Origin of the sequence: Bradyrhizobium sp. AUGA SZCCT0176 (assembly GCF_018130145.1) — a bacterium.
Taxonomy (GTDB): domain Bacteria; phylum Pseudomonadota; class Alphaproteobacteria; order Rhizobiales; family Xanthobacteraceae; genus Bradyrhizobium.
In genome coordinates, this window is sequence record NZ_JAFCMB010000002.1 from 417331 (window position 1) to 430276 (window position 12946).

The following is a 12946-nucleotide window of genomic DNA, read 5'->3' on the forward strand; positions in this document are numbered from 1 at the left end:
GGGACGATGACACGACAAAGCACATCCGCAATAACCGCCGACCGCAAGCGCGCTCTCCGCCTCGCGGGAGCGCTGATCGGTCTGGCCGTGGTGCTGGGCGCCTGCAAGCACACCGACCCGGTGGCGACGGCAAGCGTGCCGGACGATTATCGCCTGCGCCATCCGATCGCGATTCAGGAAGCCGATCGCACGGTGATCGTATTCGTCGGCCGTGGCCGCGGCGGACTCTCCGCGAACCAGCGCTCCGATGTGATGGGAATGGCCCAGACCTGGCTCAAGGAGGGTACCGGCGGCATCACCATCGACATGCCCACCGATACGCCGAACGCGCGCGCTGCCAGCGAATCATTGCGCGAGATCCAGGCGACGTTCGCCGCTGCCGGCGTCCCGCCGCGCGCGGTCGCCATACGCCAGTATCGTCCCGAGGACCCCAGGCACATGGCGGCGATCCGGCTGACCTATCCGAAGATCTCGGCCACCGCCGGGCCCTGCGGCCTGTGGCCCGACGACCTCGGACCGTCCGTCAACAACCGGGGCTATTTCGAAAACAAGCCCTATTACAATCTCGGTTGCTCCAATCAGCGCAATCTTGCCGCGATGGTCGATAATCCGTCGGATCTCGTGCAGCCGCGTGAGGAGACGCCCGCTTATACGCCGCGGCGCAACATCGCCTTCGACAAATATCGCAAGGGTACGTCAACCACGACCACCTATCCCGAAGCCGACAAGGCCAAACTCAGCGATACAGGCAAATGATCAGCTACTCGCGCCAGACCCCCGAACAGCAGCCGGACGGCCAGCCGCCGTCGACGGAAGATCATATCGCGCCGGCGCCGCGGGTGTCCGTCCAGGCATTCTGCGAGACGGTGGAAACCGCTGCCGCCGTGCAATCGGCCGGCGAAGACCGCCGCCTCGGCAAGGCTCATTTGAAGATCCAGATGGGCGGCATGGCCGCCGCCATCGAGGCCTATCGCTCCGCGCCGACACCGAACGTGATCATCCTGGAAACCGAAGGCCGCAACGATATCCTGCTCGGCCTCGATCAGTTGGCCACCGTGTGCGACGCCGGAACGCGCGTGATCGTGATCGGCCGCATCAACGACGTCACGCTGTACCGCGAGCTGGTGCGCCGCGGCGTCAGCGACTATGTGATCGCCCCGGTCACCGCCATCGACGTCGTCCGGGCGGTCTGCAACCTGTTCTCGGCGCCCGAAGCCAAGGCAGTCGGCCGCATCATTGCCGTGGTCGGCGCCAAGGGCGGCGTCGGCTCGTCCACCGTCGCGCATAACGTCGCCTGGGCGATCGCCCGCGATCTGGCGCTGGATTCGGTGGTCGCCGATCTCGACCTCGCCTTCGGCACCGCCGGCCTCGACTACAACCAGGACCCGCCGCAGGGCATCGCGGACGCGGTGTTCTCGCCCGACCGGGTCGATACCGCCTTCATCGACCGCCTGCTGTCGAAATGCACCGACCATCTCAGCCTGCTCGCGGCGCCAGCGACGCTCGACCGGGTCTATGATTTCGGCGCCGACGCTTTCGATGCGATCTTCGATACGCTTCGCACCACCATGCCCTGCATCGTGCTCGACGTCCCCCATCAATGGTCGGGATGGACCAAACGCGCGCTGATCGCAGCCGACGATATTCTGATCGTGGCGGCCCCCGATCTGGCCAATCTGCGCAACACCAAGAACATCTACGACCTCTTGAAGGCGTCGCGGCCGAACGACCGCGCGCCGCTCTACTGCCTCAACCAGGTCGGCATTCCGAAGCGCCCCGAGATCCCCGCCAGCGAATTCGCCAAGGCCATCGAGAGCCAGCCGATCGCCACGATCCCGTTCGAGCCGCAGATGTTCGGCTCGGCCGCCAACAACGGCCAGATGATTGCGGAAATCTCCGCCAATCACCGGACCACCGAGATGTTCCTGCAGATTGCGCAGCGGTTGACAGGCCGCGGCGAGACCAAGAAGCCGAAGGGGTCGTTCCTGTCGCCCCTGATCGAGAAGTTGCGGGCCAAGAAGTAAGCCGTCCGCGTGGAGTACGATCGTGTTTGGTAAGCGTAGCGGAGACAACGACACGCGGGCGCCGAAGCCCGCCATTCACGCGCCGGAACCCTCCGGCGTGGCGGCCGTTTCGCGCGAAATGGCCGCGCCGACCGTCTCTTCCCCGCCGATCGCGCCCTCGAAACCGCCGCCGGCGCCCGCCATGGAAGCGCGGCGCTCCGACAATTATTACCAGGTCAAAGCCACGATCTTCGGCGCCCTGATCGAGGCGATCGACCTTGCCCAGCTCGCCAAACTCGACGGCGAGTCGGCGCGCGAGGAAATCCGCGACATCGTCAACGAGATCATCGCGATCAAGAACATCGTGATGTCGATTGCCGAGCAGGAAGAGCTGCTCGACGACATCTGCAACGACGTGCTCGGTTACGGTCCGCTGGAGCCGCTATTGTCGCGCGACGACATCGCCGACATCATGGTCAATGGCGCCGGCACGGTGTTCATCGAAGTCGCCGGCAAGATCCAGAAGACCGGCATCCGGTTTCGCGACAACCAGCAACTGCTCAACATCTGCCAGCGCATCGTCAGCCAGGTCGGCCGGCGCGTCGACGAATCATCGCCGATCTGCGACGCGCGTCTCGCCGACGGCTCCCGCGTCAACGCCATCGTGCCGCCGCTGGCAATCGACGGGCCCGCGCTCACCATCCGCAAATTCAAAAAGGACAAGCTGACCCTCGAGCAGCTGGTCAAGTTCGGCGCGATCTCGCCGGAAGGCGCGGAAATCCTCCAGATCATCGGCCGCGTCCGCTGCAACGTGCTGATCTCCGGCGGCACCGGCTCCGGCAAGACCACGCTCTTGAACTGCCTGACCCAGTTCATCGAGCATGACGAGCGCGTCATCACCTGCGAAGACGCCGCCGAGCTTCAGCTGCAGCAACCGCACGTTGTGCGGCTGGAAACCCGGCCACCCAACATCGAAGGCGAAGGCCAGGTCACGATGCGCGAACTGGTCCGCAACTGCCTGCGTATGCGGCCCGAACGCATCATCGTCGGCGAAGTCCGCGGACCCGAGGCGTTCGACCTGCTGCAGGCGATGAACACCGGCCACGACGGCTCGATGGGAACGCTGCACGCCAACAACCCGCGTGAAGCCCTGTCGCGCTGCGAATCGATGATCACGATGGGCGGATTTTCGCTGCCGTCCCGCACCATTCGCGAGATGATCTGCGCCTCGATCGACGTCATCGTGCAGGCCGCGCGTCTGCGCGACGGCTCGCGGCGCATCACCCACATCACCGAGGTGATGGGGATGGAAGGCGATACCATCATCACCCAGGACCTGTTCCTGTATGACATGATCGGCGAAGACGCCAACGGCAAGATCATCGGCAAGCATCGCTCGACCGGCATCGGACGCCCGCGGTTCTGGGAACGCGCACGATACTATGGCGAGGAGAAGCGGCTCGCGGCCGCGCTCGATGCCGCCGAAGTCACAGCTGAACCCGGAGCACGCTGATGTCCATTCAAGCGCTCGCACTGGCCTTTCTCGCATTCACCGCGATCGGCGGCATCGCCTGGGTCTTCGTCTACCCGATGCTGTCCGGCGAGAAGAAAGCGGAATCGCGCCGCGCCTCGATCGCGCGGTCCGAACCCGCGGCAGCGCGTCAGGCCGACAAGAGCCAGCGCTCACGCCGCGAACAGGTCGAGGGATCGCTGAAGGATCTCGAGTCGCGCCGGCTGAAGGAAAAATCCATTCCCCTGAGCACGCGCATCACCCAGGCCGGACTTTCCTGGTCGACGCAGAAATTCTGGATCATCTCCGGCGCCCTGGCCGCGGTCGCCGGCTTCGCCGCGTTCAGCGTCGGCGGCGGCGTTTTGGGCGCCCTCGGCATGGCCTTCGGCGCGGGCTTCGGGCTGCCGCGCTGGCTGCTGGGCTATCTCAAGAAAAAGCGCGAAAAGGCATTTTTGAAAGCGCTGCCGGACGCCGTCGACGTCATCGTCCGCGGCATCAAGGCCGGACTGCCGCTGTTCGAATCGATCAAGGTGGTCGCGGCCGACTCGCCGGAGCCGCTGAGGAGCGAGTTCCTGGCCATCATCGAGACCCAAACCATCGGCATGCCGCTCGGCGAAGCCTGCGCGCGCCTTTATGAAAGGATGCCGGTGCCGGAAGCCAACTTCTTCGGCATCGTGATCGCGATTCAGCAGAAATCGGGCGGCAACCTGTCGGAAGCGCTCGGCAACCTCTCGAAGGTGCTGCGCGACCGCAAGAAGATGGCGGAGAAAATTCAGGCGATGTCGATGGAAGCCAAGGCCTCCGCCGCCATCATCGGCTCTCTGCCGCCGGTCGTGATGGTGCTGGTCTGGATTACGACGCCCGAATACATCTCGCTGCTGTGGACCGACCGGCTCGGCCAATTCATGCTTGTGTGCTGCGTTGGCTGGATGACGATCGGCGTTCTCGTGATGAAGAAAATGATCAACTTCGACTTCTGACGGTGTAACATGGTTGAGTTCCTCATAAACAAGATGCACGACGCCCGGTTCATGACCATGTTCCTGGCCGCCATTGCCGCGACCCTGACCGCCTACACGCTGGTCACGCCGCTGTTTGCCGGCGAAGGCCTCGCCAAGCGCATGAAAGCGGTCGCCAGCGAGCGCGAACGGATCCGGCAGCGCGAGCGCGACCGTCTTGCAAAAACGGAAAAAGTATCGCTGCGCCAGAGCCCGAAGCAGCTGGTATCCAAGGTGGTGGAAGACTTCAACCTGACCAAATGGCTGGCACAGGAAGCCGCGCGCGACAAGCTGATCATGGCCGGCTACCGCGGCCACGCGCCCTACGTCACGTTCCTGTTCGCCCGCGCGGTGACGCCGATCGTGCTTTTCATCGGCGCGGTCCTCTACGTCTTCGTGATCACGCACATGGACAAATCGATGCCGGTCAAGATCGGCATCTGCGTCGGCGCGGCCTATTTCGGACTGCAGGCGCCGATGCTGTTCCTGCAGAACGCGATCACCAAGCGCCAGCTTTCCGTCAAGCGCGCGTTCCCCGACGCGCTCGACCTGCTGTTGATCTGCATCGAGTCCGGCATGTCGGTCGAAGTCGCCTTTCGCAAGGTCTCCACCGAAATCGTCTCGCAATCGGTGGCGCTGTCGGAAGAATTCGCGCTGACCACGGCCGAACTGTCCTATCTGCAGGACCGCAAGGTGGCCTACGAGAACCTGGCGAAGCGTACCGGCCTCGACGGCGTCAAATCGGTCTGTCTGGCCTTGCAGCAGTCCGAACGCTACGGAACGCCGCTCGGCCAGAGCTTGCGCGTGATGGCGCAGGAAAACCGCGACATGCGCATGAACGAGGCCGAGAAGAAGGCGGCCGCCTTGCCGCCGAAGCTGACCGTGCCGATGATCCTGTTCTTCCTGCCGTGCCTGTTCATCGTCATTCTCGGGCCGACCTACATCAAGCTGCAGACGACGACGATCCTCTGACGATTCTCTAAAGCATCATCGGTTCTGATTGAATCAGAACCGATGGCTGCTTTGGCGCGCTTTCTACCGCAGATGAGCCTACGCAAGCGGCGTAAACTCGATTGCGGTGCGAACCGGCAGCCACCCCCGGATCAAGTCCGGGGAGCATGCTCCGCTCGAAAGCGTTCTAAATCGGGATTAGTCCGGCTCTGGATTGAGCGGTCCGGGCCGATCGGTCCGCCGTGCGGCTGTCAGTCGGGCCGATTGAGCGCGGCCACCGGGACGGTCTTGCCGCCGCGCGGATCCTTGCGGCTCAGCATTTCCCGCAAATAGGCCACGTTCGCCGCGGCCTCCTCGGACGGCAGATCGCCCTTGGCGATGGTCTCGGCCTCGGCGAAGCGACCCTGCAGGCCGACCACCAGCGCCAGATTCTGCCGCACCCGCGCGTCCGCCCGCGGATTGCCATAGGCCCGCCGCAGCGTCGCCTCGGCGTCGGGCAATTCGCGCGTCAGCATGTAGGACAGGCCGAGATTGGACAGCACCGACGGTTCTTCCGGCGCGATCTTCAGCGCGCTGGCGTAATAGCGGCGGGCTTCGTCGTGCTTGGCCAGCTTGTCGAGCACGGTGCCCTGCACCGAGAGGATCCGCCAGTCGGGATTGTCGGGCGAATGGGCGCGGCTGAGAACGTCGAAGGCGGCTTGCGAATTGCCGTTGTCGGCGAGCGCGCGGCCATAGCCGGCGAGCAGCGCCTTGTTGCCGGGATGGGCGATGGTTGCCTGTTCGAGAACGGCGGCGGCCTGCGAACGCTGGCCTGAGGCACGCAGCGCCTGGCCATAGGCCAGGGCGGCGTTGGCATCCTTGGGATTGGCGCGATAGCGCTCGCCATAGACTTCGACGGCACGACGTGGATCGTCGGGAATGGCGGGAGCGGCGGCGCTGCTGGACTTCTGGGTCAGCGCGCCCGTCACATCGGACATGGTCTGGCAACCGCCAAGGCCTGCGGCCAGGATCGCCGTCACGGCCGCAGAAGCGAGAAACCGGGCAAGATTGGGCCGGACAAGGCTGGATGATGGACGCATGGCACTTCAACTCACGATTTCGGGTGGAGCCGAACACGCCAGCAATAGACTGTTAACCCTAACGGCTGGTTAATCGGCAGGCGGGAGCTGCGGCTCTGCGTTGGGCCCCCGACGGCTTTTGACCCCACAATTTTGCAGCTTCGCCATTGAAGTCACACGAATATCCTGCAACCTCGGCAGCTGACCGAGCCCGCTCCATTCCGCGAGACAAGCATGCAATCCCCGTTCGAGACCGCGCCCGCCGCCTCCAGCATTCCGATTTATTTTGCCACCAAGGCGACATGGGCAACGGTCAGCAAGGAGCTTCCTCCACACGCCCAGCAATTTGCTCTCGCCAACGATTTTTCCGCCAAGCCCGGCAAGTGCCTGACGCTCCCCTCGCCCGACGGACAGATTGCGCAGGTCATCTTCGGTCTCGAAGAGGAGGCAAGCAAATCCCGTGACCTTTTCCGGCCCGGCGCGCTGCCCGGCCTGCTGCCACCGGGCGTCTATCACTTCGCCAATGCGCCGCACGACACGCGCCTCGCCACGCTCGCTTTCGCGCTCGGAAGCTATCGCTTCGGCCGCTATCGCAAGGCGGACCGCCCCGATGTTCGGCTGGTGCCGCCCGATGGCGTCGACATATCAGACATCGCGCGGATGGCAGAAGCGGCCTCGCTGGCGCGCGACCTCATCAATACGCCATCGAACGACATGGGACCGGAGGAGCTGGCGGCAGCCGCCGAGCACCTCGCGGCTCGCTTCGGCGCCAGCTTCAAGGCCATCGTCGGCGACGAACTGATCCAACAGAATTTCCCGCTGATCCACGCCGTCGGCATGGCCTCGACGCGCGCGCCGCGGCTGATCGATATGAGCTGGGGCGATCCTGCGCATCCCAAGGTGACGCTGGTCGGCAAGGGCGTGTGCTTCGACACCGGCGGGCTCGACCTGAAGCCTTCCAGCGGCATGTTGATCATGAAGAAGGACATGGGAGGTGCGGCCAACGTGCTGGCGCTGGCCCAGATGGTGATGGACGCCAAGCTGAAAGTCCGGTTGCGGGTGCTGATCCCCGCGGTCGAAAACGCGGTCGCCGGCAACGCCTTCCGTCCGCTCGACATCTTCAGGTCGCGCAAGGGGCTTAACGTCGAGATCGGCAACACCGACGCCGAGGGCCGGCTGGTGCTCGCCGACGCGCTGGCCTTTGCCTGCGAAGAGAAGCCGGATCTGCTGGTCGATCTGGGAACCCTGACCGGTGCGGCACGTGTTGCATTGGGGCCGGATTTACCGCCCTTTTACACCAATGATGAGACGCTGGCGCAGGACGTTGCGCGTTTCGCAACCGGGGAGCGGGATCCGTTGTGGCGCATGCCGCTGTGGCCGGCTTATGACTCATGGCTGGATTCGAAAGTCGCCGACATCAACAACGCGCCGTCGGGCGGTTTCGCCGGTTCGATCACATGCGCGCTGTTCCTGCAGCGCTTCGTCTCCGACGCCAAAAGCTGGCTGCATGTCGATATCTACGGCTGGACCCCCTCAGCCAAACCCGCGCGCCCCGAGGGCGGCGAATGCCAGGCCGCGCGCGCGATCTACAAATTGCTGAGTGAACGCTATGGATGATCCACGCCTGACCCCGGCACGCCCTGATCTCGCCGCCAAATATCTCGAAGGCAAGGTCAAGGCGGCGCGTTTTGTGACCGGCGAAGAATTCGGTGTGGTCGATGCAATCGCCCCGCTGCGCGAGGCGCCGGCCGCCGATGCCCCGTTGCTGACGCAGGCGCTGAAAGGCGAACGCGTCACGATCTACGACCGCAATGGCGAAGGTTTTGCCTGGGGCCAACTGGGCAGCGACGGCTATGTCGGCTGGATTCCCGACGCCGCGCTCGGCAAACCATCCGCTGCACCGACCCACAAGGTCACGGCGTTGCGGACCTTTGCGTTTCCGGCTGCGTCGATCAAGCTGCCGCCGGTGGATACGCTGTCGATGGGCGCGCTGCTTACGGTGGCGCGCGAAGACGGCGCGTTCGCCGTGACGCGCGAAGGCTGGTACCTGCCGCGCCGCCACGTCGGCGGCCTGGAGACGATGGAGAAGGATTTCGTTGCGGTCGCGGAAAAATTCGTCGGCACGCCCTATCTGTGGGGCGGCAAGAGCAGTCTCGGCATCGATTGCTCCGGCCTGGTGCAGATAGCGCTGACCGCCGCCGGCACCGGCTGCCCGCGCGACAGCGACATGCAGCAAGACGGCCTCGGCCGCGCCTTGAATCCTTCCGAGACCAAAAAGCTGCAACGCGGCGACCTGATCTTCTGGAAGGGCCATGTCGCGATCGTGCGCGACGCCGACACCATGGTGCACGCCAATGCACATCACATGGCCACGGCGATCGAAAATACGCTGGAGGCCATCGCCCGCATCAAGGCGGCAGGCAGCGAAGTCACGGCGATCAAGCGGCTTTAGTTCTTTGACGCGTTTTCTTTACGCGAACCGGTGTCCACTTCGCTCGAAAACGCTATCTAAATATCCACCGTCCCGTCAGGCACGGCTTCGATCCGGAACGCGGCGGCGAACAGCGCGCGGGTGTAGTCGCTCTGCGGATTCTTGAACAGCTCGGCCGCCGGCCCTTCTTCCACCACCTTGCCATGACGCATCACGATCAGATGGCTCGCCAGTGAGGCGACCACGCGCAGATCATGCGAGATGAACATGTAGGTGAGGTCGCGCTTGCGCTGCAGCTCGCGCAAGAGGTCCACCATCTGGGCCTGGAACAGCATGTCGAGCGCGCTGGTCGGCTCGTCCAGCACGACGAAATCCGGCTCCAGCACCACCGCGCGCGCGATGGAAATGCGCTGGCGCTGCCCGCCGGAAAATTCATGCGGGTAGCGAAACCGGGTCTTGGGGTCGAGGCCGACATCCCTGAGCGCCTTGATGACGCGCGCCTCGCGCTCCTCATATGTCAGCTTGGGCTGATGCACGCTCAAACCCTCGGCGACGATATCGCCGACCGACATGCGCGGTGAGAGCGCGCCGAACGGATCCTGAAACACGATCTGCATGTCGCGGCGGAACGGCAGCATCGCCTTGAAACGCAGGCTCTGGATGTTGTTGCCGAGGAACACGATCGGCCCGTCCGACGAGATCAGCCGCAGCAGCGCGAGGCCGAGCGTGGTCTTGCCGGAACCGGACTCACCGACAACGCCGAGCGTCTCGCCCTTGCGCACCGCAAGGCTGACGCCATCCACCGCCTTGATATGGTCGACCGTTCGGCGCAGCAGGCCGCGCTTGACCGGAAACCAGACCTTCAAATTATCCGCCGACATCACCACCGGCGAATCGGGCCGCGGCGGCGCCGGGTCGGGCTTTGGTTCGGCCGCGAGCAAGTCTCGTGTGTATGAATGCTTCGGCGCCGTAAAAACCTGTTCCACCGGCCCCTGCTCGACGATCTTGCCGCCATTCATGACGCAGACGACGTCGGCGATGCGGCGGACGATGCCAAGATCGTGGGTGATGAACAGCATGCTCATGCCGAGCCGCGTGCGGATTTCGGCCAGCAGCGCCAGGATCTGGGCCTGCACCGTGACATCCAGCGCCGTGGTCGGTTCGTCCGCGATCAACAGGTCCGGCTCGTTGGCGAGCGCCATCGCGATCATGACGCGCTGGCGCTGGCCGCCGGACAATTGGTGCGGATAGCTTTGCAGCCGCCGGTCCGGATCGGGAATGCCGACCTGGGTCAGGAGTTCGAGCGTGCGCGCCCGCGCCATCGCGCCGCGGACGCCGTTGTGGAGAGACAGTATCTCGCCGATCTGCGCCTCGATCGTATGGAGCGGATTGAGCGAGGTCATCGGCTCCTGGAAGATGATCGAGATGTCGTTGCCCCGGATTCCGCGCATCTCGTTCTCGGGCGCCGTCAACAGATCCTGGCCGCGAAAGCGAATGCTGCCGGAAGGATGCGAGGCCGTCGGGTATGGCAGCAGCCTCAGGATCGACAATGCACTGACGGATTTTCCGGAGCCGGACTCGCCGACGAGGGCCACGCACTCGCCGCGCCGAATCGAAAACGAGACATGATCCACCGCAAGGGTGTCGCCGAACGCCACCGAGAGATCGCGGACATCGAGCAGAGGCTGGTTGATGGCGTCCATGCTGCCCTTACCTGAACGTCTTGCGCGGATCGAAGGCGTCGCGTGCGGCCTCGCCGATGAAGATCAACAGCGTCAGCATGATCGCGACCGAAAAGAATCCGGTGAGGCCGAGCCAGGGCGCCTGCACATTGGCTTTTGCCTGCGACAGCATTTCACCCAGCGACGCCGAGCCCGGCGGCAGGCCGAAGCCCAGAAAGTCCAGCGCCGTCAGCGTCATCACCGACGACGACACGATGAACGGCAGGAACGTCATGGTCGCCACCATCGCATTCGGCAACAGATGGCGGAACATGATCCTGGCATTGGAGACGCCGAGCGCCCTTGCGGCCTGGATGTATTCGAAATTGCGGCCGCGCAAAAACTCCGCGCGCACCAGCCCCACCAGCGACACCCAGGAGAACAGCAGGAGAATGCCGAGCAGGATGAAGAAGCCCGGCGGCAGCACCGCCGAGATGATCAGGAGCAGATAGAGCGAGGGAATCGCATTCCAGATCTCGATGAAGCGCTGAAACAGCAGATCCGTCATGCCGCCGAAATAACCCTGCACGCCGCCGGCGGCGATGCCGATGATCGAGGAGAAGATCGTCAAGGTCAGGCCGAACAAGACAGAGATGCGAAAGCCGTAGATCAGACGTGCGACCACGTCGCGGCCCTGGTCGTCGGTGCCGAGCCAGTTGTATTCGAGGTCGCTGCAGCCGTTGAGGCCTTTCTTCTTCACCACCTCCGCGCACTGGGCCTCGGTAAGCATCCAGGTCGGCTTCGACGGCGCCGGCGTCGGCAGGTCGAGATTATGCGTGGTGTAGGAGTAGCGGATCAGTGGCCAGACGATGGTGCCGCCCTTGTCGGCGATCTGCTTCTGCAAGTACGGATCGCGGTAGTCGGCGGCGGTCTCGAAATCGCCGCCAAAGGTGGTCTCCGAATAGCTGAAGAAGGCGGGCCAATAGAGATGGCCTTCATATTTGATCAGGAACGGCCGGTCGTTGGCGATCAGCTCCGCAAACAGCGAGATCACGAACAGGACCATGAAGATCCAGAACGACCAGTAACCCCTGCGATTGGCCTTGAAATTCTGCCAGCGGCGGCGGTTGAGCGGCGACGGCGTGAAGGCATGGCGCGTCATCGGCACGGCTTCGCCGAGCGGCGATTGCGTCGTGGCTTCGACCGGCTGGGGCGCGGTGATCGTCATCAGACTTCACGCGCCTCGAAGTCGATCCGTGGGTCGACCCACATATAGGCGAGGTCGGAGATCAGGTTGACCACGAGGCCGACCAACGAAAAGATGAACAGCGTACCGAACACAACGGGATAGTCGCGGTTCAGCACGCTCTCGAAACCGAGCAAGCCGAGCCCGTCGAGCGAGAAAATGGTCTCGATCAACAGCGAGCCGGAGAAGAAGGCGTGAATGAACGCGCTCGGAAAACCCGCGATCACGATAAGCATGGCGTTGCGGAAGATATGATTGTACAGCACCTGCCGTTCACCGCAGCCCTTGGCGCGCGCCGTCATCACATATTGCTTGCGGATTTCGTCGAGGAACGAGTTCTTGGTCAGCAGCGTCATGGTGGCGAAGGCGCCGAGTGCCATCGCGATCAACGGCAGCGTGATGTGCCAGAAATAATCGATGATCTTCCAGTACCAGGGGAACTGCGCCCAGCCGTCCGAGGTCAGGCCGCGCAGCGGGAAGATGTTGAAGAACGAGCCGCCGGCAAACAGGATGATAAGCAGGATCGCGAACAGGAAGCCGGGAATCGCAAAGCCTATGATGATGATCGCCGAGGTCCAGGTGTCGAATCGTGAACCGTCCTGCACCGCCTTGCGGATGCCGAGCGGGATCGAGATCAGGTAGGTGAGCAGCATCATCCAGATACCGAGCGACATCGAGACCGGCAGTTTCTCCTTGATCAGCTGGATCACGCTGACATCGCGAAAATAGCTCTTGCCGAAATCGAACCGCGCGAAATTCCACACCATCAGAGCGAAGCGCTCATACGCCGGCTTGTCGAAGCCGAACTGCACTTCCAGCTTCTTGATGAATTCCGGATCGAGCCCCTGCGCGCCACGGTATTTCGAGCCGACGGCATCCGCCGACGCGCCGACCTGGCCGCGCGGGCCCATATCGCCGCCGCCGCCCGATATTCTGGAGGTGCCGCCGGTATCGGCTCCGGAGAGCTGCGCCAGTACGCGCTCGACCGGACCGCCGGGGGCGAACTGCACGACGATGAACGACACAAACAGGATGCCGAGCAGCGTCGGGAGCATCAGGAAAATGCGGCGGGCGATATAAGCGGCCAT

General features: G+C 63.8%; 11 protein-coding genes. 7 read left to right on the forward strand and 4 right to left on the reverse strand.

The genetic code is table 11. The features are described from left to right. Positions 1–6 precede the first annotated feature (6 nt). Genes JQ600_RS07045 through JQ600_RS07065 form a run of 5 tightly spaced genes read left to right on the forward strand, consistent with a single transcriptional unit; the run spans position 7 to position 5483 of the window. On the forward strand, positions 7–756 hold the full coding sequence (locus tag JQ600_RS07045; RefSeq protein WP_212267047.1) for a CpaD family pilus assembly protein: 750 nt from the start codon (positions 7–9) through the stop codon (positions 754–756). Then, positions 753–2024, forward strand: coding sequence for an AAA family ATPase (locus JQ600_RS07050; protein ID WP_212267045.1), 1272 nt, complete (start codon positions 753–755; stop codon positions 2022–2024). Before JQ600_RS07045 ends, JQ600_RS07050 begins: the two co-directional genes overlap by 4 nt. A gap of 22 nt (positions 2025–2046) precedes the next feature. Beyond that, positions 2047–3516: a CpaF family protein gene (locus tag JQ600_RS07055; protein WP_212267043.1), complete on the forward strand. Its 1470-nt coding sequence runs from the start codon at positions 2047–2049 to the stop codon at positions 3514–3516. Next, complete coding sequence (locus tag JQ600_RS07060; protein ID WP_212267041.1) at positions 3516–4493, forward strand: type II secretion system F family protein; 978 nt, start codon at positions 3516–3518, stop codon at positions 4491–4493. Before JQ600_RS07055 ends, JQ600_RS07060 begins: the two co-directional genes overlap by 1 nt. Before the next feature lie 9 nt (positions 4494–4502). Further along, the gene (locus JQ600_RS07065) at positions 4503–5483 is read left to right on the forward strand and encodes a type II secretion system F family protein (RefSeq protein WP_212267038.1); all 981 of its coding nucleotides are present in this window, start codon (positions 4503–4505) and stop codon (positions 5481–5483) included. Between the two features lie 230 nt (positions 5484–5713). Here the strand turns inward: JQ600_RS07065 and JQ600_RS07070 are convergent, their stop codons facing one another. Beyond that, on the reverse strand, positions 5714–6541 hold the full coding sequence (locus JQ600_RS07070) for a tetratricopeptide repeat protein (protein ID WP_212415438.1): 828 nt from the start codon (positions 6539–6541) through the stop codon (positions 5714–5716). 213 nt (positions 6542–6754) lie between these two features. Between JQ600_RS07070 and JQ600_RS07075 the strand changes: the two genes are divergently transcribed. Both JQ600_RS07075 and JQ600_RS07080 read left to right on the forward strand, forming a co-directional pair. After that, positions 6755–8137: a M17 family metallopeptidase gene (locus tag JQ600_RS07075; protein ID WP_212390149.1), complete on the forward strand. Its 1383-nt coding sequence runs from the start codon at positions 6755–6757 to the stop codon at positions 8135–8137. Continuing rightward, entirely contained in the window at positions 8130–8972 is an 843-nt protein-coding gene (locus JQ600_RS07080; RefSeq protein WP_212390148.1) for an NlpC/P60 family protein, read from the forward strand. The genes JQ600_RS07075 and JQ600_RS07080 overlap by 8 nt, the downstream gene beginning before the upstream one ends. Positions 8973–9028: 56 nt before the next feature. Here the strand turns inward: JQ600_RS07080 and JQ600_RS07085 are convergent, their stop codons facing one another. The 3 genes from JQ600_RS07085 to JQ600_RS07095 are packed head-to-tail and all read right to left on the reverse strand — an operon-like array spanning position 9029 to position 12946. Next, positions 9029–10654 (reverse strand): ABC transporter ATP-binding protein, encoded by a 1626-nt coding sequence (locus JQ600_RS07085; protein WP_212267031.1) that lies wholly within the window; start codon positions 10652–10654, stop codon positions 9029–9031. A gap of 7 nt (positions 10655–10661) precedes the next feature. Next, the gene (locus tag JQ600_RS07090) at positions 10662–11840 is read right to left on the reverse strand and encodes an ABC transporter permease (RefSeq protein ID WP_212267029.1); all 1179 of its coding nucleotides are present in this window, start codon (positions 11838–11840) and stop codon (positions 10662–10664) included. Beyond that, on the reverse strand, positions 11840–12946 hold the full coding sequence (locus JQ600_RS07095) for a microcin C ABC transporter permease YejB (protein WP_212390146.1): 1107 nt from the start codon (positions 12944–12946) through the stop codon (positions 11840–11842). Before JQ600_RS07095 ends, JQ600_RS07090 begins: the two co-directional genes overlap by 1 nt.